Origin of the sequence: Paraburkholderia ribeironis (assembly GCF_900019265.1) — a bacterium.
Classification (GTDB): Bacteria; Pseudomonadota; Gammaproteobacteria; order Burkholderiales; family Burkholderiaceae; genus Paraburkholderia; species Paraburkholderia ribeironis.
This window is the reverse complement of sequence record NZ_CYGX02000026.1, coordinates 29,165-50,296: the sequence shown is the minus strand read 5'-3', so window position 1 is coordinate 50,296 and position 21,132 is coordinate 29,165. Positions and strand designations below refer to the sequence as shown.

16 protein-coding genes and 3 pseudogenes are annotated in these 21,132 nt (G+C 61.7%); 15 read left to right on the top strand and 4 right to left on the bottom strand.

What is annotated here, in order from left to right; translation table 11 throughout:
- Positions 1 to 222: 222 nt before the first annotated feature.
- Complete coding sequence (locus tag BN2475_RS12940; RefSeq protein WP_159444551.1) at positions 223 to 906, bottom strand: Crp/Fnr family transcriptional regulator; 684 nt, start codon at positions 904 to 906, stop codon at positions 223 to 225.
- Between the two features lie 442 nt (positions 907 to 1,348).
- Positions 1,349 to 2,047: pseudogene (locus BN2475_RS12935) on the bottom strand (IS6 family transposase).
- A 356-nt stretch (positions 2,048 to 2,403) separates the two neighbouring features.
- Here BN2475_RS12935 and BN2475_RS12930 point away from each other — a divergent pair.
- The 12 genes and pseudogenes from BN2475_RS12930 (at position 2,404) to BN2475_RS12880 (ending at position 13,959) form a co-directional block, all read left to right on the top strand.
- Entirely contained in the window at positions 2,404 to 4,014 is a 1,611-nt protein-coding gene (locus tag BN2475_RS12930; RefSeq protein WP_094779914.1) for an FAD-dependent monooxygenase, read from the top strand.
- Complete coding sequence (locus BN2475_RS12925; protein ID WP_094779913.1) at positions 4,011 to 4,217, top strand: DUF2783 domain-containing protein; 207 nt, start codon at positions 4,011 to 4,013, stop codon at positions 4,215 to 4,217. Before BN2475_RS12930 ends, BN2475_RS12925 begins: the two co-directional genes overlap by 4 nt.
- 7 nt (positions 4,218 to 4,224) lie before the next feature.
- The gene (maiA, locus tag BN2475_RS12920; protein WP_094779912.1) at positions 4,225 to 4,872 is read left to right on the top strand and encodes a maleylacetoacetate isomerase; all 648 of its coding nucleotides are present in this window, start codon (positions 4,225 to 4,227) and stop codon (positions 4,870 to 4,872) included.
- Positions 4,873 to 4,889: 17 nt separating this feature from the next.
- A complete protein-coding gene (hmgA, locus tag BN2475_RS12915) occupies positions 4,890 to 6,200 on the top strand; it encodes a homogentisate 1,2-dioxygenase (protein ID WP_094779911.1) in 1,311 nt (436 codons plus the stop codon).
- 137 nt (positions 6,201 to 6,337) lie between these two features.
- Entirely contained in the window at positions 6,338 to 7,360 is a 1,023-nt protein-coding gene (locus BN2475_RS12910) for a fumarylacetoacetate hydrolase family protein (protein ID WP_094779910.1), read from the top strand.
- A 15-nt stretch (positions 7,361 to 7,375) separates the two neighbouring features.
- On the top strand, positions 7,376 to 8,260 hold the full coding sequence (locus tag BN2475_RS12905; protein WP_094779909.1) for a branched-chain amino acid ABC transporter permease: 885 nt from the start codon (positions 7,376 to 7,378) through the stop codon (positions 8,258 to 8,260).
- A gap of 2 nt (positions 8,261 to 8,262) precedes the next feature.
- On the top strand, positions 8,263 to 9,195 hold the full coding sequence (locus BN2475_RS12900; protein ID WP_094779908.1) for a branched-chain amino acid ABC transporter permease: 933 nt from the start codon (positions 8,263 to 8,265) through the stop codon (positions 9,193 to 9,195).
- A 3-nt stretch (positions 9,196 to 9,198) separates the two neighbouring features.
- The gene (locus tag BN2475_RS12895; RefSeq protein WP_094779907.1) at positions 9,199 to 9,960 is read left to right on the top strand and encodes an ABC transporter ATP-binding protein; all 762 of its coding nucleotides are present in this window, start codon (positions 9,199 to 9,201) and stop codon (positions 9,958 to 9,960) included.
- 11 nt (positions 9,961 to 9,971) lie between these two features.
- Positions 9,972 to 10,394, top strand: a pseudogene (locus BN2475_RS35490) (hemerythrin domain-containing protein); the annotation flags it as partial.
- Positions 10,395 to 10,613: 219 nt separating this feature from the next.
- A complete protein-coding gene (locus tag BN2475_RS35485; RefSeq protein WP_245841299.1) occupies positions 10,614 to 11,315 on the top strand; it encodes an ABC transporter ATP-binding protein in 702 nt (233 codons plus the stop codon).
- A 92-nt stretch (positions 11,316 to 11,407) separates the two neighbouring features.
- Complete coding sequence (locus tag BN2475_RS12885) at positions 11,408 to 12,547, top strand: ABC transporter substrate-binding protein (protein WP_094779905.1); 1,140 nt, start codon at positions 11,408 to 11,410, stop codon at positions 12,545 to 12,547.
- Positions 12,548 to 12,579: 32 nt separating this feature from the next.
- A complete protein-coding gene (locus tag BN2475_RS12880; protein ID WP_094779904.1) occupies positions 12,580 to 13,959 on the top strand; it encodes an amidase family protein in 1,380 nt (459 codons plus the stop codon).
- A gap of 277 nt (positions 13,960 to 14,236) precedes the next feature.
- Here BN2475_RS12880 and BN2475_RS12875 read toward each other — a convergent pair whose 3' ends face one another.
- Entirely contained in the window at positions 14,237 to 14,635 is a 399-nt protein-coding gene (locus tag BN2475_RS12875; RefSeq protein WP_218023693.1) for a RidA family protein, read from the bottom strand.
- Between the two features lie 369 nt (positions 14,636 to 15,004).
- Entirely contained in the window at positions 15,005 to 16,186 is a 1,182-nt protein-coding gene (gene hmpA / locus BN2475_RS12870; RefSeq protein ID WP_094779903.1) for an NO-inducible flavohemoprotein, read from the bottom strand.
- A 123-nt stretch (positions 16,187 to 16,309) separates the two neighbouring features.
- Here hmpA and norR point away from each other — a divergent pair, with 123 nt between their 5' ends.
- From norR to BN2475_RS12855, 3 genes and pseudogenes are all read left to right on the top strand, one after another.
- Positions 16,310 to 17,902 carry a nitric oxide reductase transcriptional regulator NorR gene (norR, locus tag BN2475_RS12865; RefSeq protein WP_094779902.1) on the top strand — a complete coding sequence of 531 codons (1,593 nt, stop codon included), beginning with the start codon at positions 16,310 to 16,312 and terminating at the stop codon, positions 17,900 to 17,902.
- Between the two features lie 335 nt (positions 17,903 to 18,237).
- A pseudogene (locus tag BN2475_RS12860) lies at positions 18,238 to 19,776 on the top strand (class I adenylate-forming enzyme family protein).
- Positions 19,777 to 19,905: 129 nt separating this feature from the next.
- Positions 19,906 to 21,096 carry an ABC transporter substrate-binding protein gene (locus BN2475_RS12855; protein WP_094779901.1) on the top strand — a complete coding sequence of 397 codons (1,191 nt, stop codon included), beginning with the start codon at positions 19,906 to 19,908 and terminating at the stop codon, positions 21,094 to 21,096.
- The last annotated feature ends 36 nt before the right edge of the window (positions 21,097 to 21,132 follow it).

The following is a 21,132-nucleotide window of genomic DNA, read 5'->3' as shown; positions in this document are numbered from 1 at the left end:
TTTACGCGCGCCGGGCGCGCGGTGCGAAGCGGTACCGGCGGATCCCGACTGAAGAAACTCTTTTATTGGCAGAGGCCCGGCGCGGGTCCTATGACCAGGAACATCTTGTGTACGTAACCTTCGATAAAAGAGGCAGCGTAGCGGACGCAAGATCGACGCCGAGTCCGGTTTTGACCATGGACAGCCCATACTCGCCGAAAGCATGCTGTCGTACCTATAGGCTTAGTCAGTCCATAGATTTTTAAAGGCCTTAATGTCGGGTATTGAGATGAACTGTTTGTGTCGACGAATCAGGCCGCGCTTCTCGTACGATGCTAGCGCGCGATTCACCCAAGGTCTGCTCGCGCCAACCATCCTGGCGAGCTCATCTTGGGTAATGCCCTGTACAACGTCGCCGTCCAGTTGGCTGTCCTGTTGCGCAGGGACAGCCAGCTTCACTAACACTCGTCCTAACTTTGCTTCGACGGGTTCTAAGGCCAGCGGTGCTGTGCGACGAATGCTATCGCTCGCGAGCAATGCCAGGAGATTGGCAATGTTTAAAGCGAATTGGGGGATGGTCTGCATACAGCGTAGCAGGGCATCTCGGCGCAGTACGTGAAAGCTTGCGCGCTCGATGGTCTCAGCACCGAGGAGGCGGTGTTCCCCCAGGAACGTACTGATCAGTCCGATGACGTACCCAGATGACCAAACGCCGGTGGTGAATTCTTCGCCAGCCTCTGTCCGACGCACCAAACGCACGCGACCCGATCTAATGATAAAGAGCGCATCGGCAGGCTCATCTTGAAAAAAAATTGGACTGCGCGCAGGTACCTCTCTCTGAGCTAAAAATTCTTCAATTTTCCGTATGTCGTCGGCATGCAGGCCATTTAGCGCGCTTGCCCAGTTGATGTCGGAGGAGGTTTCCATCGTGCGCCCTAATGAGACTAAGGGGCGTCCGCCCCTCGTTTTTAGCATAGCACGATAAGCAGGCAGGCGTTGCGCTGGATCCTGCTTTGATTAGGGGCGGGCCATGGCGCATGGCCTCAATTCCAAGCAGGAGCGCTTCTTTGTCCAAGCCTGCGACCCCGGCCATTGTGCCCGCGGGAAGTGCGGACTCCGACAAGCAATCTTTGCGTACCTCTCGGATTTTAGCAACGGTGGACTCGGAGATTTGCGAACAAAGGAGATGAGCTCGAGCATCTGATCAAACGCTGTTCGCATATCGCGCTTCCAAAGCACGCAATTGCTGGTTCAATTCGACGGTCATCGTAGAGTCTCAACTTCAGAAAAGCGGGGGACAATCACGCGCGGCATTGTCAAGTTGCTGTAGACAAGCCGAACATTGTGATTAACATAGGTATCCTCATGATTACGCGGTGACGATCAAGGCCGTAATCAACCACTGATGCCACGCGATGCCCCGTTCCTTGAGAACTGCCCGGTGACAGGCGGCCTTCATCCGGTGTCGCGGTAAAGCAAAATGCTGCCGGATCGGACCGAAGCCTGAGAGAAACCCTTATGTGCGCCGGGGATCGCGAAAGCCCAGCATCTGGCGCTCGCGTCGGCGCGTGGGTTGATGACTGTTTTTCGCACGGTTGTTGACCCGCGCGGCGGCCTTCACGAACACGTGCTTCACGCCGGCGAGTTCCGGGATCTCCACCTTTGCCGCGGGGTAGCCGCGCAGCCGGTCGGTGACGATCCTGCGCGGCACCGGGTTCGAGCGCAATAACCGCCAGAAACGCTTTGCCGCAGCCTTGTCGCGCCGCTTGTGCATCAGCACATCCAGTTCGGTGCCATGCTCATCCACGGCCCGCCACAGCACGTACGGCTCACCGCGCAGATTTACAAACAGCTCATCCATATGCCACGTCGAGCCGGGCCTGTCGCGTGCCGCTTTCGCCCGACGCGCAAACTGCGCACCGAACCGGTCACACCAGTTATGCACGGACTTGTAGGTCACCGACACGCCGCGCTCGAGCAGCAACTCCTCGATGTCGCGAAGGCTCAGATTGAAGCGATGGTACCAGCACACCGCACAACTGATGATCGCCGCCGGAAGTCTCGGCATCCACGTTACGGACGGCTTTGGAATTTCCAGGCCAAACCCCTATCAGCGATCGCCAGCCACCCACCAGACCCGGTGACAACACCCCCCGGATCATGAGTGCGAATGGGGGCGGGAATCATGCCGGGCCTGGCTGGCCAAAACCTCGACTATCGAGGCAGGAAGATAGTAGGGGGAAATTTGTATTTATTATCAAAGTCTTATGAGCATTTGACTGATCTGGAAAATCAGCTGGGGCCAATGTCATGTAGTTTACATACAGGCCTCCCCCGTTTTGTCAAACTGCTTGCCGTGGAGACAACCACGGAACCGGGCACGGTACCGGTCAACACGCTAGGCCATCCAAACAAGGGGCAAGCATGTTCGTGAGACAAACCTATAAGCACACACCAGACAGGCTGGAACTGGAGGGCACCCCCATACAGCGCGCCGTGGTCATCGTCGGCGGCGGACTGGTCGGACTGACGATGGCGCTAGACCTGTCATGCCGGGGCATCCCGGCATTGGTGCTGGATGATGACAATACCGTCAGCGTCGGTGGACGCGCAATCTGCCACGCACACAAGACACTACAGGTCTGGGACCGTCTGGGCTGCCTGGAGCCGGTCCTGGCCAATGGCGTCTGCTGGTCCCAGGGCAAGATCTTTCACGCTGAAGAACTGATCACGGAATTCAGCGTCGGGACCACCGGCGCGGACGGCCTGCCGCCGTTCATCAACCTGCAGCAGTATTACGTGGAAGAAGCTCTGATCAATGCCATCGCCCAACACGACGACATCGACCTGCGCTGGAACAGCAAGGCCCGTCTGCTGAAGGTCGATGCTGACCATGTCCTCATCGAGGTCGAGGGCCCGCACAGCACCTATCAGGTTACGACCGACTGGCTGATTGCCGCCGATGGCGCGCGCAGCGCCATCCGCACCGAGTTGGGGCTGGAGTGCGAAGGCATCCGCTTTGAAGACCGCTTTCTGAACACGTCGGTACGCCTGCCGCCCGGCCGCACTGCCGAAAGGCTGTTCTGGTTCGACCACCCCAGCCATCCAGGCGGCACGATCCTCATGCACCAGCAGGCCGACAACCTGTGGCGCATCGACTTTGAACTTCGCGACGACGAAGTCGATGTCGCCACAAACATCGCCGACGCTGCCGTACGCATCACCGGCCTGGTGGGTGACACCGAAGACATCGAAGTCGAATGGACCAGCCAGTATGCGGTCCAGAGCAAGACCATGTCGGACTACCGCCATGGCCGCATCATCTTCATTGGCGACTCTGCCCATCAGGTATCGCCGTACGGCGCCCGCGGAGGGAATTCCGGCGTGCCGGATACCGAGAATCTGGGCTGGAAACTGAAACGGGTCCTGACCGGCAAGGCCCCAGAAAAGATCCTGGACAGCTATTCCGACGAGCGTGTCGCAGCAGCGCGGGAAAATGTGACGCGGTCCTCACAGAGCACAGAATTCATCACCCCGCACAGCTTTGGCAGCCACCTGCTGCGCCAGGCCGTGCTGCTGATGGCCAAGGAACAGCCGCTGGCCAGGCTGGCCGTCAACACCGGGCGGCTGTCGGAGCCCATGCTGTATGCGGACAGCCCACTGAACACGCCGGACGAAGACCACTGGCCAGAGGGTGCCCCGATGCCCGGCGCCATCGTGCCTGCCGTGCGCATCGACACCCCCCTCGGAAGCGAGGGTCTCTACAAGCAGTTCAACGATGATTTCGTGGTCGTGCGGGTCAGCGCTCAGCCTGCACCGATATGGCTGCAGGACATGGAAGCTCGCGGGGATATCAGGTTGCTTGATTGCGACCCCGGCTCGGATCTCGCAGCCGTGCTGGGTGCGGGAGAAGGGGCCATGGTGCTCGTGCGGCCCGACATGCACATCTGCGCCCGCTGGCAGGCTCCGCGACAAGGCAAACTGGAAAACGCCCTGCTCCGCGCACAAGGTCACATCAAGGAAGGCATGCAATGAAGCCGCGCACGCTGAATCAGTACGAAATCGACGACATGTATTCCATGCTGACCAAGGCGCACGAGGGACTGGACTCCACCCAGAGCAACCTCGCCAATGCCTGCGCACTGTTCCTGCTGGCCGCCCATGTGGAAGAAGACACGCTCAAGGAAATCCTGCAGATCGCCCGCCACACTGCGACGGCGGCAGCCACGAGGACATGAGGCTGTGATGAAGCTGTTCAATTACTGGCGCTCCTCGACCGCATATCGCGTGCGCATCGCACTCGAAATGAAGGGACTGAACTACGAACGGGTTGCCGTCAACTTGGCCCGCAACGGCGGGGAGAACCTGGCTGCGCAATACCTGGCGGTCAACCCGCACGGGCGCATTCCGTCGCTGATGCTGGATGACGGCCGGGTGCTGATCCAGTCACCCGCCATCCTTGAGTATCTCGAGGAATGCCACCAGCAGCCGCCTCTGCTGCCGGTCGCCCCGGAGGACCGGGCTACGGTGAGGGCGATCTGCGCCATCATCGGCTGCGACATTCACCCTCTGAACAATGTCAGCATCCTCCGGGTCCTGCGCGCCGCCGGTCATGACGAGGACTTCGTGCAAGCCTGGATCCGCCGCTGGATCGAGGAAAACTTCCGGGTCATTGAAGGCATGGTCGGCGACCGGGGATTCTGCTTCGGTGATGCGCCGACACTGGCGGATGTCTACCTGATCCCGCAGGTGTACAACGCGCGTCGTTTCGATACTCCCATGGAAGCCTTTCCGAAGATCTGCAAGATCGAACAGAACTGCTGTTCGCTGCCGGCCTTTGCAAAGGCAAGCCCAGAACAGCAGCCGGATGCCGTCATTCACGGCGCGAACTGATGACCCGGAGGTAAAAAATGAACCAAACAGGCACAAATGCCGTGCGGGATAACCGCAATTACATGCATGGTTTCGGTCACCAGTTTGAAAGCGAGGCCGTGGCAGGAACATTGCCGACCGGTATGAACAGTCCCAGGCAGCTGTCTCACGGCCTGTACGCCGAACAGCTGTCCGGCACCGCATTCACCAGCGTTCGTTCTGAAAATCGCAGGACCTGGCTGTATCGCAAGCGGCCATCAATCAACGAGGTAGAGCAGCAGCATCACGAGAATACTCGCTGGCTGACGGCGCCTCTCGCCAGCGGCGTGCTTGACCCACGAACCCTGCGCTGGCGCCCTATGGCTCTGCGGGGCGAACAGGATTTCGTGACGAGCATGTGCACTGTGGGCGCCAACGGCAGTGCCCCGGACCAGGTGGGCTGCGCCGTGCACATCTACCATGCCAGCCAGTCCATGGAAGGCACGGCCTTCTGCAACAGCGATGGCGAACTGCTCATCGTTCCCCAGCAAGGCGGCCTGGATATCCAGACCGAACTGGGCTGGCTGACCATCCACCCAGGTGAATTTGCCGTCATTCCGCGCGGCCTGTGCTTCCGCGTGATCCTGCTGGAAGCCACGGCGCGTGGCTACGTGCTGGAGAACTACGGGCCCATGCTCAGGCTGCCCGAACTGGGCCCGATCGGCTCCAACGGCCTGGCCAATCCGCGCGATTTCCAGTGCCCGGTCGCTGCGTTTGATGCAGAAGACAGCGACTGCCTGATCATTACGAAGTTCGGCGGACGCTTCTGGTCGCGCAAGATGCCCTGCACACCGTTCAATGTCGTCGCCTGGCATGGAAATCTGGTTCCGTTCAAATACGACATCGAGCGTTTCAATGTGTTCGGCTCGGTCAGCTACGACAGCCCGGACCCCAGCATCTCGACCATCCTGACATCGCCGAGTTCGCAGCCCGGCACGGCTTACATCGACTTCGTGGCGTTCCCGACGCGGTGGCAGGTGGCGGAAAACACATTCCGCCCGCCGTTCTTCCACCGAAACGTCATGACGGAATTCATGGGACTGGTCTATGGCATCTATGAAGGCAAGACCGACGGCTTTATGCCCGGCGGGTTCAGCCTGCATAGCTGCATGGCGCCGCATGGCCCCGACCGCAATACCTTTTTGAACGGCACCAACGAGCCGTCCGTGCCGAACAAGCTCACGGGCACGATGGCCTTCATGTTCGAGACCAAACTTCCCCTGTATCTAAATCCAGAAGTCCTGGTCTGGCCGGAGCTCGACGGGAACTACACCAATTGCTGGAAGGGGTTCGAACCCGCGCAGATCTAGATTAGCCCGCTGTGCACTTCTGCTTCCGGGCCCAGCTCCGCAGGGCCTGCGGGAGAAATTTGCGCCCGGACACGTGAACCTCTGCGGGCTGAAGTCAGATTCGCGAGCCGGCAGATCAGGGAAAGAAGAAACCCACAATGAAGCTTGCAACACTTAAGAACCATACCCGAGACGGCTGCCTGGTCGTTGTTTCCCGCGACCTGCTTCGCTGTGCCGCCGTACCCGGGATTGCGCCGACGCTGCAGGCGGCGCTCGATGACTGGGACGCCTGCGCACCCGCACTGCAGCGGGCCTACGTCGAACTCAACGCGGGCACCCTGAACGGGATTCGCCCATTTGATGCGCGCGAATGCCACTCCCCCCTGCCGCGCGCCTACCAGTGGGCGGACGGTTCCGCCTATCTGAACCACGTCGAGCTCGTGCGCCGGGCGCGCAATAGCGAAGTGCCGGCCTCCTTCCTGACCGATCCTCTGATGTACCAAGGTGGTTCCGACCGCTTCATCGGGCCGCGCGACCCCATCATCGCCGACCGTGAAGACTGGGGAATCGACATGGAGGCGGAGATCGCCGTCGTCACCGGCGACGTTCCGATGGGGATCGGGCCGGCAGAAGCAGGCGCGCAGATCCGCCTGGTCATGTTGGTCAACGACGTTTCTCTGCGCGGCCTCATCCCCAACGAACTCGCCAAAGGCTTTGGCTTCTTTCAGTCCAAGCCCGCCAGCGCGTTCTCGCCCGTCGCCGTCACGCCCGACGAACTGGGCAGCGCCTGGCAGGACAGCACCCTGCACCTGCCGTTGCGGGTCGAACTCAATGGCAAACAGTTCGGCCGCCCCAACGCAGGAATCGATATGACGTTCAATTTTGCCCAACTGATCGCCCATGCCGCCCGGACTCGCGAACTCGGCGCCGGCAGCATCGTCGGATCGGGCACGATCTCCAACAAGCAGGGCAGCCTGCACGGATCCAGCATCGACAACGGCGGGGTCGGCTACTGCTGCATCGCCGAGGTGCGCATGTACGAAACCATCGAGACCGGAAAGCCCATCACCCCCTTCATGCGTTTTGGCGACCGCGTGCGGATCTCCATGCTCGATGAACACAATGCAGACATTTTCGGCGTCATCGACCAGACCGTGGTCAGACGACAAGGCACCGAATAACCGGTAAGGCGCGACATGCTCCCTGAGTTCCTGCAGTTCCTGCAGTTCCTGTTTTCCGGCCTGACCGTCGGTGCAACCTACGCCCTGTCGGCACTTGGCTTCAATCTGATCTACAACGCCAGCAATGTGATCAATTTCGCGCAGGGTGAATTCATCATGCTGGGTGGCATGCTGGCGGTGTTCTTCACCGAGGCGGGCCTGCACTGGTCGCTGGCATTTGCACTGGCCGTCATCATCCCTACCCTCATCGGCATCCTGATCGAGAAGCTGACCATTGAACCTGTCAAGAACGCTGATACGGTCACGCTGATCATCATCACCATCGGGGTTTCACTAGTGATCCGGGGACTGGTGCAGGTCGGGCTCGACAAGAACGTGCACAGCCTGCCGCCCTTCTCGGATCATGCGCCGATCTCGATTCTGGGCGCCACCCTGGTCATACAGAGCGTCTGGGTGTTGCTCATCACTGCTGTCGTCGTGCTGCTGCTGTGGTTCTTCTTCAGCCGCACATTGGCCGGCAAAGCCATCCTGGCGACGGCGTACAACCAGGTCGCGTCACTGCTGGTTGGCATCAGCACCAGCCGGGTGCTGATGGTCAGTTTCGCTATGGCCGCCGCGCTGGGCGCGCTGGGCGGCATCATCATCACGCCCATCACGCTGACGAGCTATGACGTGGGCATCATGCTGGGCCTCAAAGGCTTCGTCGCTGCGGTCGTCGGCGGTCTGGGCAACGGCCTGGGCGCGGTGCTGGGCGGCCTGCTGGTGGGCATCCTGGAAGCCATGGGCGCGGGCTATATCTCGTCGGCCTATAAAGACGCGATTCCTTTCGTACTTATCCTGCTGATCCTGTTCGTCAGGCCGCAAGGCTTGCTGAGCGGGCGCTCAACCGAACGGGTATAGCCATGCGCAAAAAGTCACTTTCCGGCCTGGCCATACTGGCGCTCGTGCTGTGCGTCGTACCTTTCATCGCGCCGAACAGTTATTACATGGACATCGCGATCCGCATGAGCATCAACGCGGTGATCGTGCTCAGTCTGAATCTGCTGATGGGTTACGCCGGACAGATCAGCCTGGGGCATGCCGGCTTCGTGGGCATCGGTGCCTACGCTTCCGCCGTGCTACCCACGCATTTTGGCATTCATCCGCTGCTGGCCATTGTGCTGGGCGCTGTGGCGGCTGGGGTGATTGCCCAGGTAGTCGCCCGGCCCATCCTGCGGCTGAAGGGCCACTACCTGGCCATGGCCACACTCGGCCTGGGCATCATCATCAGTTACATCATCCGCAATGAAAATAGCCTGACTGGCGGCCCGGACGGTATGCCGGTGCAACCCCTGAGCCTGTTTGGCGTGGACCTGGTCCAGGATACCAAGTGGTACTGGATCGTGGCGGTCGTGCTGTTCCTCAATGTCTGGGGTGCGCTCAATCTCATCGATTCTCCCTTCGGGCGGGCCCTGCGCGGCCTGCATGGCTCCGAAATCGCATCACAGGTCGTCGGCATCAACGTGCCGCGCTACAAGACCCGCGTCTTTGTCCTGTCGGCCATCGTAGCCAGCTTCATGGGCAGTCTGCTGGCCAATTATGCCGGCTTCGTCACTCCAGACCTTGCCGACTTCAATCACGCGGTCGCGCTCATCACCATGGTCGTGGTGGGCGGCATGGCATCGGTCTTCGGTTCCGTCGTGGGGGCCGTGCTGCTGACAATGCTGCCGCAGTTGCTGGCGTCCATCGAAGGCTGGGAAACCGTGATCTTTGGCGTGATCCTGATTGTTTCCATGATCTTTCTGCCACGCGGGGTCGTACCGACGCTGGCCGCCCGCATGCGTCTGGAGACCTGAACCATGGCTCTGCTTGAAGTCGATCAGCTGTCCATCCGGTTCGGCAACGTACGCGCCGTGCAGGACGTCAGCTTCTGCGTTGACGAAGGCATGGTGTATTCGGTCATCGGCCCAAACGGCGCAGGCAAGACCACACTGTTCAACCTGATCACCGGGGTCTACCTGCCGTCCGCCGGCAAGATCCGCTTCGCCGGGAAGGAAATCCAGGGCAAAGATCCCTACCAGCTGGCGCACGCCGGCATCGCGCGCACTTTCCAGAACCTGCAGGTCTGGATGAACATGACCGCCATCGAAAACGTCATGGTCGGGGCGCACCAGCACCTGGACACGAGCTTTCTGAAAGCGGTTTTCCACGTCCCGTCATTGCGCCGCAGCGACCGCCTGTTGTGCGAACAGGCGGCGGCGCTGATGCAGTTCGTGGGGCTTGAAACCTACGTCGATTCGCACGCCAGCAGCATGCCTTACGGTGCGCTGAAGCGGTTGGAAATCGCACGCGCCCTGGCCATGAAACCGCGCCTGCTGTTCCTGGACGAGCCGGCGGCCGGCCTGAACCCTAGGGAAACCTTGCACATCGCCGAACTCATCCGCCGCATCGCCCAAACCGGGGTCACGATCGTATTGGTCGAACACGACATGAAGCTCGTGATGGATCTCTCCGACCGCCTACTGGTGCTGGATTACGGGAAGCGGCTGGCCGAAGGCGGCGGGGAAGAGATCAGGAAGAATCCGGACGTGATCGCCGCCTATCTCGGCGGCCACGCCTGAGCGGAGGACACATGCACGTACTGGACATGATTCAGGACGAACACCGGAGCCTGCTGCGCATTGCGGGCAGCATGGATGCCGTAGCCGACGCAATGGAGGCCGGCAGCGCCATCGACGGGGGCTTCTTCGTCGCGCTGTTCGATTACATCCACGAATTCATGGATGTCTGTCACCACGCCAAAGAAGACCAATACATTCTTGCAGCCATGCGCGAGCGCGCGCCGCAGCAGACCGTCCCGCTGGCCGACCGACTCGAACGCGAGCACTATGGCGCCGCAGATCACCTGCAGACGTTGCGGCGGCAGCACCAGGCGTTGCTCCAGCCGCCGGCCGCCGGCCAGTCCAGCACAGCGCAGCGGGCCACCTTCGTCGCGGCATTGCGGAAATACACAGAGATGTTGCGCAAGCACCTTATGGCCGAAGACCACGAGATGTTTCCGCTGGCGCGCGAGGTCCTGCTAGCCGAGGACTGGGAAGGCATCGCTGCCGCCTTCGGGAACAACGAAGATCCGCTATTCGGTCAGGAGGTCATGGCGAAATACCGCAGCCTGTACCATCAGATCGCAGCCTTGGCCCCGGAACCCATCGGCCTGGGAGCGGCCCAGCCCGGCAATTTCCCCCGCCCGGACGCGGCCGCAGTCCCCAGCAAGCCCCTGTTGATCGTCAAGGGCCTGGAATCCGGCTATGGACGCATCCAGGCTCTCAAGGGCCTGGATCTGGCCGTCGGCGAGGGCGAGCTGGTGGCGCTGATCGGCGCCAACGGCGCCGGCAAGACCACCTTTCTGCGCACGCTCTCGGGGATCCAGCCGCTGACTGCAGGCCAGATCACCTTTGCCGGCGAAGACATCTCCAGGCTGCGCGCCGATCTCCGCGCGAGGGCCGGCATCTGCCACAGCCCCGAAGGCCGCCAGGTATTCGCGCCGCTGACCATCGAAGACAACCTGCGCCTGGGCGCCTATGGCAGGCCATCCAGGAGCAATCCCCAGGAGCTCGGCCGCATCTACGAGATGTTCCCCATTCTCCACGAGAAGCGCTATTTGCCGGCCGGGACGCTTTCAGGCGGCCAACAGCAGATGCTGGCCATCGGCCGCGCCCTGATGGGGGCACCGCGCCTGTTGCTGCTGGACGAACCGTCCATGGGGCTGGCGCCGCTGCTGGTGGAAGAAGTCTTCAACGTGATCAGGACGCTGAAGCAGCAGGGCATGACCATCCTGCTGGTCGAGCAGAACGCATATGCCGCGCTGGGAATTGCGGATCGAGCCTACGTGCTGGAGACCGGCAACATCGTGCTTTCAGGCACCGGCGCGCAACTGCGGCAGGACGAAACCGTCAGGGCAGCGTATCTGGGAGTCTGACGCTGGCCTGGGTGCCCGCGCGTCTACAGCGCGTGCGCCGACGATAGAAGATCCGCCTCCCACCACATAACTTCATATTCAGGAGACGTCACATGAAACTCAAACTGGCGATCATTGCAGCCAGCCTGGCACTGACCAGCATGCATTCGGGAGCGGCCGAGCGCATCAAGATCGGCGCGGTGTTGTCAACCACCGGCGCGGCGTCCTTCCTGGGAGACCCGGAATACAAGACTCTGAAAATGTACGTCGATTCGATCAATGCCGAGGGCGGCCTGCTGGGCCGCCAGCTGGAACTCGTGTCCTACGACGACGGCAGCGACGCCAATCAGGCCAACACTCTGACGCGCCGCCTGCTGTTCGATGACAAGGTCGATGTGGTCATCGGCGGCACCTCGACCGGGGCCACCATGTCTATGGACCCCCTGATCGAAAGGGCGCAAGTCCCCTTCGTTTCCCTGGGCGGCGCCGTCGTCATCATCGAGCCGGTGAAAAAATGGATGTTCAAGACTTCCCATACGGACCGTATGGCCGCCGAGCGGATCTTCGACGACATGAAGAAGCACGGCATCTCGAAGATCGGTCTGCTGAGCGAAACCAGCGGCCTGGGACAGTCCGGAAAGAAGGAATCCGAGCTTGCCGCGCCCAGGTACGGGATCCAGATCGTGTCTAACGAGACTTACAACCCGAAGGATACGGACATGAGCCCGCAGCTGACCAAGATGAAGAACAATCCGGACGTGCAGGCCGTGCTGGTCTTCGGCATGGGGCAAGGCCCGGCCGTCGCCACGCGCAACCGCAAGCAACTGGGCCTCAAGGTCCCCCTATACCAGACGCACGGGGTCTGCTCTGACGAATATATCCGCCTGTCGGGCGATGCGGCCGAGGGCGTGCGCCTGCCGTGCGCCGCCATCCTGGTTGGCGCAAAACTGCCGGACAACGACCCGCAAAAGCCGGTCGTCACGGGCTACGCCAAGGCCTATGCCGCCAAATGGCATTCCGAAGTCTCTGCCTTTGGAGGAGGCGCCTACGACGCGCTGATGATCTACAAAGCGGCCGTGGAACGTGCCGGCACGACCGACAAGGCCAAGGTCCGCGACGCGATGGAGCACACGAAGGGCGTGATCGGCACCGCCGGCATCTTCAACATGACGCCTGAGAATCACCTTGGACTGGGTCTTGAATCGCTGCGCATGCTGGAAATCCGGAACGGTGACTGGACGCTGGTCCACTGATCCGGATCATCAAGACCTACCGGAGTCCCATCATGCTGCATCAGAAATCCTTTGCGCAACTGCGTGAGCTTTACCGGAATCATGACCTTTCGCCCGTCGACGTGGTGAAGAGCGCCCTGCACCACGCGGAAGAAGTCAACGCCAGGATGAACGCCTTTGTCCTGATCGACCATGACCGGGCATTGCGTCACGCCAGGCTTTCTGAAAGGCGCTGGCAGGATGGGACTCCCGCCGGCCCGCTGGATGGCATGCCCGTCAGCGTCAAGGAATTTGCAATGGTGGCTGGATGGCCGTGCCCGCGGGGATCCGCCGTGACCTCGCGCGAGCCGGACCGGACCAGCACCGTGTTCGTGCAGCGCCTGGAAGATGCAGGCGCCGTGCTGCTGGGCAAGACCCGGGCGCCTGAATTCAACTGGAAGGGCGTCACCGACAGTCCGGCGTTCGGCATCACGCGCAACCCCTGGAATCCGGGCCTGACAACGGGCGGCAGCAGCGGCGGCTGTGCCGCGGCCGTCAGTTCAGGGGTCGTGCGCGTTTCGGTCGGCAGTGATGCTGGGGGATCCGTGCGGATCCCGGCCTCGTTCACCGGCGTCATCGGCCTTAAGCCCACCCACGGGCGCATACCGCTGTCGCCCAGCCCCAGCGCATTCTTCAACATCGCTCATGCGGGGCCGCTAGCCAGCGACATGCGGGACATGACCGATGTCTACCGAGCTATCAGCGGCCCCGCGCCGGCAGATTGGACCTCATTTTGCAGCATGCCGGAAGGTGCGGACATCGATGCGCATGCATTGCGCCTGAGCATTTTGCGCCCGGCGCGCTGGCAGCCGCAAAGCGAAGCCGCCGTCACGAACGCGGTGCAGCAGGTGCTGGCGGCCCTGCAGGCTGACGGCTTCGATTTGATGGAAATTGATTTCGACATCGAATCCGCATCGAGGGTCGGGCGGGATCTTTATCGCCTGGGATGCGCGGCTACGGTGCGCAACATTGATCCGGCGCTGCATGCGCAGCTCGACCCCGGCCTGCTGGATTTCGTGCGCGGTGCGAGCGACTGGGACATCGCGCAGTTCCAGCAGTTGTGCCAGTTGCGCGACCAACACGCCAACCGGCTGGCAGAAATCTTCCGCAACGTCGATGTGCTAATTCTTCCGACCCTGCCGCTTTGCGCCTTCGAGACCGGGCGTAATGTCCCGCGGGGATATCACAGCGATGACTGGATGGCCTGGAATCCATTTACGCCGGCGTTCAACAGCACGCAGGTGCCCGCCCTGTCGTATCCGGTCTGGCCGCAGAACGGCGCATTACCCGTCGGGGTGCAGCTGGTCGCTGGGCGCAGCCGGGAAGCGCACTTGCTGGCGCTGGGACACTGGCTGCAAGCGAAGTTTCCGATCCGGATCGCCCCAGCCGCCTGAGCTGTATTTCTTTGCGCTGGGGGCATATTGAAACAGCTCGATGCGCCCCCCGCTTTCGATGATGTACTGACTTTCAGCGTTGCCGCCGCTGGAAGACAAGGGGCGACAACCAAGGGGCGACAACGCTGACAGCTCCTTGCGCTTCAGGTGTGATTCGATGGTCCGGTGCGTTCCGTGATCGAGCACCGTTCAGGGCGGCGCTCTATTTGATGTTAGATGAAGCTGCCATCAGATGTGCACTGCAATACTGGATAACCTGGGTATGGCACCGCAGGGCTCAGGGAATATGAGCGTAGACCTCGACCTCGAGCAACAAGGCTTCTTTGGCCAAGCCAGCAACGCCAACCATGGTGCTCGCGGGGAGGGCTGTTTCTACCAGAAAGTCCTTGCGTACCTCGCGGATCTGCGCGACTACAGCTTCGGAGATGTTCCGTACGTAGAAATTCATTTTGAGCACGTGGCTGAAGTCTGATCCCGCGGCAGCGAGTGCATGCTTCAGATTGGTCAATACTTGCCGGGTCTGTTTGGCAAGGTCCCCTGGGCCGACGATATTTCCCTCTGAATCGTAGGCCACTTGGCCAGAGATGAATGCTACCGAATCCAGCGTTGTCAGGTGCGAAAAACCGTTGGGCTTCGCCAACGGCGCGGGATTCATGTACTGAATCGACTTGGTCATTATTTGATTCCTCGGGTATCAGCCAGGTTCAGGCTTGTAGTCAATTTCGTGAGGGACCCTCTGAACGCTCAAAGGACCCCCAGTCCTTTGGCATGGGTGCCGAGGCTATTGTTCAACAGGGAAGCGGACTGGTCTGTTCAGTTGTTTACACATCGCACGGACCGGGCGGGAACGGCTTGCGCGTGAACGCGAGCTGGATATCGTAGGTATGTTTCACACCCTCCCTGTGCGCCTTATGCAGTCATAGATCGTAGAGACTTCTGCTTCTCGGAAGCCAGCATGTCGTCTGATAGCGCAAGGCCCTTCCGACAGAAAGAACCTCGCACTACCGCTTTCCCTACCACTCAAAAAAGGCGACCACTAACTGCCTTATTCAAGCGCGGCGGCCGGCCCAAAGAACTCATAACGGCTTTGCGATTCCGGCACGCCGATCGCCTTGAGATGCTTCTTGACGGCCTTCATGAACGCGATGGGGCCGAGGAAGTAAACGTCGAGATCGCGCGTTTCCGGCAGCCATTTCTTGAGGTGTGCCTCGTCGAGATAGCCGATGCCATGTGCGTCGGCATCTCCCGCGCGTCGCTGCTCATAGCAATAGAAGCGTTTCAGGCGCGGATGACGCGCAGCCAGGGCTTCAATCGCGTCGCGGAACGCATGAACGCCGCCGTGACGCGCAGCGTGGATGAAGTGCACAGGACGATCGGTATCCAGCGCGGCTTCCAGCATCGCTACCGTCGGCGTGATACCCACGCCACCGCTAATGAGCACCAGCGGCTTGTCGTTGTGTTCGAGCTTGAAGTCGCCAGCCGGCGCGTACAGTTCGACCGTGCCGTTTTCGTTAACCTGAGTGTGCAGATGATTCGACACTTTGCCATTCGGTTCACGCTTCACGCTGATGCGGTACTCACGGCCATTGGCCATTGCCGACAGCGAATAATTGCGGCGCACTTCTTCGCCATCAATCACCAGCCGCACGCCGATGTACTGCCCCGGATGGAATGCGAGCAGCTCGCCGTTGTCGTCCGGGCGCAGATAGAACGACGTGATCTCGTCGCTTTCACGCACTTTGCGCGCGACCCGGAAAAGGCGCGTGCCGCGCCATCCGCCCGGCGCCGCTTCGCGCTGTGCGTAGATCTGCTCTTCGAGACCGATCAGCAGATCGGCGAGTTGTTGATAGGCCGCGGCCCATGCTTCGATCACCGCATCGGTGGCGATTTCCGCGCCGAGCACTTCGCGAATGGAGCGCAGCAGGCACTTTCCAACGATCGGATAGTGCTCCGGCAGGATATTCAGCGCCACGTGCTTGTTGATGATCTGCCCGACCAGGCCGCCCAGTTGTTCGAGCTGATCGATATGACGCGCGTACATGAGCACGCCATTGGCCAACGCGCGTGGCTGCGCGCCATTTGCCTGGTGCGCCTGGTTGAACATCGGACGCACTTCCGGATGTTCGCTCAGCATCATGTTATAGAAGTGCGTGGTCAGCGCTTCGCCGCCGCTTTCGAGAAGGGGAACAGTTGCTTTGACGATGGCGCGGTGTTCAGCTGATAGCATAAAAGGTCCTGGTTTGTCAGTGGATACAGGGTGATATCAAGCCGGGTTACGGCAAGCAGGACTGAGTATCCACGATTCGTGCCAGGTATAAAATGCAGCTAAATCAATGATCTGGTATTTTCAATGGTCAATCCGACCCTAGTCGAAAAGACTCTAACCGGAGTCAATTTGACTGCGGAGGCGCTGCTCGACGTCCTGACGCCGCTGATCCTCGATCTGTCGCGCGACCTGTCCGACCGCGAACGCTATCGCCGCTTGCTGAGCAGTCTGCGCACGCTGTTTCCGGGCGACGCCGCGGCCTTGTTGCGCCTCGAAGGCGACACGCTCGTGCCGCTGGCGATCGATGGCCTGAGCAGCGACACGCTCGGGCGGCGCTTTCGGGTCGCCGATCATCCGCGCTTCGAACAACTCCTGTCACGGCCCGAGCCGACCCGCTTCGCCGCCGACTCCGATCTGCCCGACCCTTACGACGGTCTGGTGCAGGGCATGGCCGGGCATCTCGAAGTCCACGACTGTCTCGGCTGTCCGCTGTTTATCAGCGGTCGTCCCTGGGGCTTGCTCACGCTCGACGCACTGGATCCAGCACGCTTCGACACGATCGACATGGCCTCGTTGCAGGCCTTCCTCAGCCTTGCCGCTGCCACCGTGAGCGTCGTCGAGCGGATCGACGCGCTGGCTCGCAACGGCGAGGAAGCGCAACGCCGCGCCGAAGCCTATCGGCAAGCGAGCGGCCAGAGCCACCGTGAGCTGATCGGCAGCAGCGACGCTCATCATCATCTGATCAAGGAAATCGAGGTCGTTGCGGGCAGCGACCTGACCGTGCTGATCACCGGCGAGACCGGTGTCGGCAAGGAGTTGGTGGCGAATGCGATTCATGCGCTGTCGCCACGGGCGAACAAGCCGCTGGTGAGCCTGAACTGCGCGGCGTTGCCGGATACGCTGGTCGAGAGCGAACTGTTCGGCCATGTGCGTGGCGCGTTCTCGGGTGCGTCGGCGGATCGCAGTGGCAAATTCGAACTCGCCGACGGCGGCACGATCTTCCTCGACGAAGTGGGCGAACTGCCGCTCGCCGTGCAGGCAAAGCTTCTGCGGGTTCTGCAGAACGGCCAGCTGCAAAGAATTGGTTCGGACCACGAACATAAAGTTGACGTCCGGCTGATTGCCGCCACCAATCGCGACCTTGCCGAAGAGGTGCGAGCGGGACGCTTTCGGGCGGACCTCTATCATCGTCTCAGCGTCTACCCGCTGCGCGTGCCGCCGTTGCACGAGCGAGGGCGCGACGTGCTGCTGCTCGCCGGCTTTTTCCTCGAAGAAAATCGCTCGCGGCTCGGCCTGCTGAGTCTGCGTCTTTCGGCGGATGCGCAAGCCGCGCTGCTGCACTATTCATGGCCGGGCAATGTGCGCGAACTCGAGCATCTGATTGGGCGTAGCGCGCTAAAGGCGCTGGCCGCCAATCGCGAGCGCCGCCGGATTCTCACCTTGACCGCTGCGGATATCACGCTGTCGGACGCGCCGGCGCAAGAAAAAAATCCGCCATCCACACACGTGCAAGAGAGCGCGCCACAAGATTTCCGCAGCGCGGTGACGGAGTTCGAGCGAACCCTCGTCGTCGACTCACTCGCGCGTCATAACCAGAATTGGGCGGCTGTCGCACGCGAACTCGGCCTCGATCGGGCCAATCTGAATCGCCTCGCCAAACGGCTCGGCCTCAAATGACCGCCGCGCTCACCCTCTTGCACACGCGCTTGCACTCCCCGCTGACACGTCAGTAAAACTCCCAGGTTAAGCCACGCCGAATCCCCACTTCGCTGAAAACAAATTGTGAGCGCTGCGCGGCTCGAACACACTGGCATTCAGTCGAGCGGCGCATTTCAGGCGTCGCAGCACAGCAACCATCTTGCATGGGACCAGAGTAAGCGCTGAAGCGCTAACTCTGGTCGACCGCTGAGGGCCTGGAGTAAGCGCTAAAGCGCTAACTCCAGTCAGACCTCAGCATGGGACCAGAGTAGGCGCTAAAGCGCCAACTCTGGTCGACACCGAGGATAGCGAACATGACATTGGCTGGACCGGAGCCGCACAAGATCAGCGACATTGCGCGCCATTGGGCCGCGGCCACGCCCGACGCAATCGCGATCCGTGAAGACGGCGCGTCGTTGAGCTTCGGACGTCTGTGGCACAACGTCGAAGCCGCAACGCGTTTCCTGCGTGAGCAGGGCGTCGACAGTGGCGACCGCGTGATGATCGTCGCGGAGAACTGCACGGCGGTGATCACGCTGCTGTTCGCGTTGTCGGAGCTGGGCGCGTGGCCCGCAATCGTCAACGCGCGCTTGTCCGAGCGCGAGATCGAGGCGATCCGCGAACATTGCACGCCGCGTCTGATGATCTTCACGCACTCGGCCTCGCCCGATGCGGTGCGTCACGGCGTGCGCTATCGTGCGCGCGAAATCGCGCCGGAAGGGCTCGGTCCGTTGATGCTCGGTGCGCATGATGCCGACGCCATCCGTGAGCCGCAAGCACTGGCGCGCGAGGTGGCCTTGCTGATCTACACGTCCGGCACAACCGGTCAACCGAAGGGCGTGATGGCTACGCATCGTGGCCTGCTGCATTTCGCACGCGTCTCGGCGAGCTCGCGCAACATGACGCCCGCCGATTGCGCGTACGCGGTGATGCCGATCTCGCACATCTTCGGTCTCGCCACGCTGCTGCTCGCGACGTTCCAGGCCGGCGCGAGTCTGCTGCTCGCCGCACGTTTCAGCGCCGAGGAAGTACTCGCCGCGCTCGCCGCCGATGAAATCTCGATCCTGCAGGGCGTGCCGACCATGTTCACGCGAATCGTCGCCCTGGTGCGCGAGCAAGGCGGCCTGCGCTTCACATCGAAGCTGCGTTATCTGTACACCGGTGGTGGTCCGCTGGACCCGACCTTGAAGAAGGACGTCGAGGCGCTGTTCGATCAGCCCCTGCATCACGGCTACGGGATGACGGAATACGCGGGCTCGCTGTTCATCACGCGCATGGAACGGCCGCGTAAGGATTGCTCGTCGGGCGAGATCGTCGAGGGCGCGGAACTGCGCATCGTCGATGCCGACGGCGCGGATGTCGAACGCGGTGCACCCGGCGAGTTGTGGGTACGCGGCCCCGGCGTGATGCACGGCTACTATCGCGCGCCGGAGCAAACCGAAGAGGCGCTGCGGCCAGGCGGCTGGCTGAATACCGGCGATATCGGCCGGCTGGGCGACGACGGCGCGCTCTTCATCGTCGGCCGCACCAAGGACCTGATCATTCGCTCGGGCTTCAACGTCTATCCGATCGAAGTGGAGTCGGTGATCAATACACACGATTCGATCAGGTAATCCGCAGTGGTGGGCCGGGTGGCCGGCGACGGCAACGAGGAAGTGATCGCCTTCGTCGAACTGAAGGAGGGCGCCGAGTTCGATCTGGAAGAACTGCGGGACTATCTGGCCGACCGGCTCTCCGCTTACAAGCGGCCCGCGCAGATCGTTCGCATCGATGCGATTCCGACCACCGCGAGCGGCAAGCTGCTCAAACAGAACCTGCGGGCGCTCGCCGGCGAGTTGCAGGTGCATCAATGAGCGAGTGAGCGCGAGCCCGTCACGCCGCGCGGCGCACGACCCGGCACCATCAGGCGGCACCATCAGGCGGCACCATCAGGCGGCGACCACCTAGCCCCGCAAAACAGGCCGGAAGGCCACGGAGGAGACATGAAGCAGTTCGCGTTGCGCGGCCGGCTGGCCGCGAGCTTTCTCGCCAGCGCCCTGTTGTTCGCCGGCGCATCCACGCAGGCGAGCGCCACCGAGTGGCGCATCGGCGTCGAGTTGCCGCTGACCGGCTCGCTCGCGCAAGCCGGCACCGAAATGTATCGCGGCATCCAGGTCGCCACCGATGTCTACAACCGCCGCAATCCACAGAACCACGTCACGCTGGTCGCGATCGACGACGAATCGAATCCTGCCAAGGCCGTCGCCGCCGTCGAAAAACTCGCGTCGCAAAACGTGGTGGCAATCGCCGGTGCGGCCAATTCGAATTGCGCGGGCCTGGCTTCCGAGGCGGCGAACAAGGCCGGCATCGTGTACATGACCTCGGGCGGCACCAGTGACGACATGGTGCGCCGTGGCCTGAAACACTTCTTTCGCGTCAGCAACACACCGGGCTATACGAAGGGGATGGCCGGCCTGTTCGAGCAACTCGGCGTGAAATCGGTGTCGATCGTCTACTCGACCAAGGACGCCACCAGCGACCTCGCGCAACAACTCGACAGCGCGCTCAAAGCCAAGGGCATGACGACCGCGCTGCACGCATTCGACCCGTCGATGACCGACTTCAAGCCGATCATCAACAAGGTCAAGTTGCAGGACAAGTCCGACGCGATGGCGATGATTGGCTATGAGAACGACTACGTCGGCATTCTGCGCGCCGCCAAAGTGCTCAGGCCGAACCTGAAGGCGATCGCCGCGCCGTGGGCGTTCGCCAGTCCGAAGATGGCCGCGTCGTTTCCCGATCTGGTGCCGAACGTGTACGGCGCGACCGTGCTCGCATCACCTGCCGATTACCGCTCGGCCGATCAACGCGAGTTCTCCGACACGTACCGGCGCCTCTTCAAGACCGATTCGAACTATCAGTCGCAGACGTCGTTCGCTTACGCGCAATTGCTGTTCGACGCGATTGCCCGCGCGCAGAAAGCCGGCACGCTGGACAAAGGCGGTCTAGCCGAGAGCCTGCGCCAGAGTGCGGGCGACGGCACCTTCCTCGGCAAGATCAGCTTCGACGCCCGCGGCGACAACCCCGGCTACGTCGCGCACATGGGTCAGTTCTCGCACGACGGCAAGCTCGCCGTGGTGTGGCCCGCCGACTACGCGACCGCCAAACCCGTCTATCCCGGCGTGCCGTGGTAAGCCGCGCACCGTCCCACACGCAATCAATGAAAGAGG